The sequence below is a fragment of the Paenibacillus sp. J31P190 genome (assembly GCF_059692075.1).
Window position 1 is genome coordinate 1 of the sequence record NZ_JCAUAS010000064.1, and the last position, 2,361, is coordinate 2,361.

The window sequence follows — 2,361 nt, forward strand, 5'->3', positions numbered from 1 at the left end:
CTTCTAGATAAGCCAGGACTGCTTCTAGTTTCTCCTCGGTTGAGTATTTAGCCAAAAAAACTGCACCTCCAATTGTTAGACTGTGTCTAACAATTGGGGTGCAGTTCACAATGACAGCTCCTTTTTGATGTTCATTGTAGTAACGGGCAGTAATGTTAAAAAAAGAAGCTTATAACCTTCAATATCATTTGATATAATTACATTAAATGGATATTGGGGAGAGGAATAAAATGATCTTAGAAATTGACGATGATAAGATGCTTAAATTACTCGAACAAGACGATTCAGATAAATTATTTGCATTAACGGATGATTCTAGAGGTTACCTTAGAGAATGGTTGCCCTGGGTTGATGGGACTCTAAGTGTCGAATATACGAAATCCTTTATACAATTCTGTCAAAATCAACATGCTTCTAACAATGGATTCAATACAGGCATATGGTTTAAAGGGGAAATCGTAGGATGTATCGGTTATCACTCAATTGATTGGGCTAATAAAAAAACCAGTATTGGCTACTGGCTAGGCGAACAATTTCAGGGTAATGGTATCATGACAAAATCTTGCAAAAGATTAGTTGATTATAGCTTTAACGAATTAGGATTAAACAGAGTTGAAATAAGATGTGGGCTTAACAACCTAAAAAGCAGGGCGATTCCAGAGAAATTAGGGTTTACAAATGAAGGTCGAATCCGTGAAGCCGAATGGTTATATGACCATTACATTGACCACGTTGTATATGGCATGTTAAGAAGTGATTGGAATTTCCTATAATGCCTAACATAGTGCAGGATAGCAAAGATATTTAGAAAAAATAAGGCATTCAACTAACGCAAAACAAGAGCTCAATAAATTAAACAATAAGGCTGCCGCAGATTTCGATAGGCAGCCTAGTTAACTTTGAGGGGGGCATGTCTTGTGAAGATAGGAATTGTTGGTGACTATAATTCAGAATATCCATCACAGCTCGCTACAAATCATGCACTTATTCATTCATCTAAGAAATTAGGAGTCTCTATCGAGCAAGAGTGGATTCCAACAACTACTATAATTGAACAAATTGATAATATCAAAGAAACATATCAAGGTTTTTGGATAGCTCCCGGATCCCCTAATTCTATTGATGGGGTATTAAGTATTATTGAATTTTCTCGCGAAAACAATGTGCCTTTGTTAGGAACTTGTGGTGGGTTTCAATACATCATTATGGAGTATGCTAGAAACAAATTGATGTTGAAGGAAGCAGGACATGAAGAACGAGATCCTCACTCAGCTCAATTAGTTATTAGTAAACTTACTTGTTCACTAGTTGGTCAAATAGGCGAAATCATAATTAAGAAATCTTCAACTTTTTGTTAATATTAGCTGAGTAGCACCTATAACTAACATGCAAAAATCTGTAATAGATAACGTACAGACAAGAGAGGAATTAACCAAGTGACTCAGGAAGAAGTGTTAAAAGGCGGTAATGTAAATCACATAGTCCGTATGGCGAACACTGTTCGCCGCCCTATAGGTTATTGGAGTGCGAGTGTTTATGAACTACTCAAACATTTGGAACAACAAGGCTTTGAGGGAGCACCCAGATTTCTCGGAATCGATGACTCTGGTCGTGAAATATTGACATTTATTCCTGTAGAAGTTCCAGGTAACAATTAACCAAAACTTGAACCTTACATGTGGTCGGACGAAACGCTTGTGGGTTTGGCACGGCTTTTGCGTCGTTTCCATGATGCGACTAAAGCGTTCACTCCCAATACGGAGGACAGATGGCAGCTTATCTATGCCGATGATGCCGAACACGAAGTGATCTGTCATAATGACGTAGCGTTGTATAATGTTGTCTTTCAAAAGGGGGCTCCTGTGGCGCTGATTGATTTTGACATGGCAGGCCCAGGTCCGCGTATGTGGGACATTGCTTACTTCCTTTACACATCGGTTCCACTTGCCAATTTCGCACCTGAAGATTCTTCTGGAACAACGGTAGCATACCAAAATGAAATGCACGCGGCAGAGCGCCGTCGGCGAATTCATTTGTTTTTTGAATCATATGGAATTCCCATCCCTAATAATCTGCGGGAGTGGATTATTCAACGTTTGATGGTACTGTGTGATACATTGAGAAATGGTGCAGCCGAAGGGAATCCTGCCTTTCAAAAAATGGTTGATGAGGGTCACTTGGCGCATTATGAGAGCGAGATTCGTTTTGTAACTGAGCATTTTGAAAGTTGGATATAGAATCGAATATTCCGCTAAACATTCCTGTAATGACTAAGATTTGGACTTTGTCAAAAAAGGAGCGCCTCGGTATGATGGGTTTGTGCACGGGTTCGAAACCCAATACCATCAAGGAGGCGCTCTA

General features: G+C 39.3%; 4 protein-coding genes. All 4 read left to right on the plus strand.

Annotated features, from left to right (window positions below; genetic code table 11):
* Positions 1-230 precede the first annotated feature (230 nt).
* The 4 genes from AC58U0_RS37190 to AC58U0_RS37205 all read left to right on the plus strand — a co-directional run bounded on the left by AC58U0_RS37190 (position 231) and on the right by AC58U0_RS37205 (position 2,237).
* Positions 231-773: a GNAT family N-acetyltransferase gene (locus tag AC58U0_RS37190; RefSeq protein ID WP_497383660.1), complete on the plus strand. Its 543-nt coding sequence runs from the start codon at positions 231-233 to the stop codon at positions 771-773.
* Positions 774-917: 144 nt separating this feature from the next.
* Positions 918-1,358 carry a glutamine amidotransferase-related protein gene (locus AC58U0_RS37195; RefSeq protein WP_497383661.1) on the plus strand — a complete coding sequence of 147 codons (441 nt, stop codon included), beginning with the start codon at positions 918-920 and terminating at the stop codon, positions 1,356-1,358.
* 78 nt (positions 1,359-1,436) lie between these two features.
* Positions 1,437-1,658, plus strand: a complete 222-nt coding sequence (locus tag AC58U0_RS37200) for a hypothetical protein (RefSeq protein WP_497383662.1) — start codon at positions 1,437-1,439, stop codon at positions 1,656-1,658.
* 39 nt (positions 1,659-1,697) lie between these two features.
* Positions 1,698-2,237: a phosphotransferase family protein gene (locus AC58U0_RS37205; RefSeq protein ID WP_497383663.1), complete on the plus strand. Its 540-nt coding sequence runs from the start codon at positions 1,698-1,700 to the stop codon at positions 2,235-2,237.
* Positions 2,238-2,361: the final 124 nt, after the last annotated feature.

Bases quoted from the DNA above. Each gene is read 5' to 3' on its own strand.
- AC58U0_RS37190 (WP_497383660.1), top strand. From the start codon at position 231: ATGATCTTAGAAATTGACGATGATAAGATGCTTAAATTACTCGAACAA.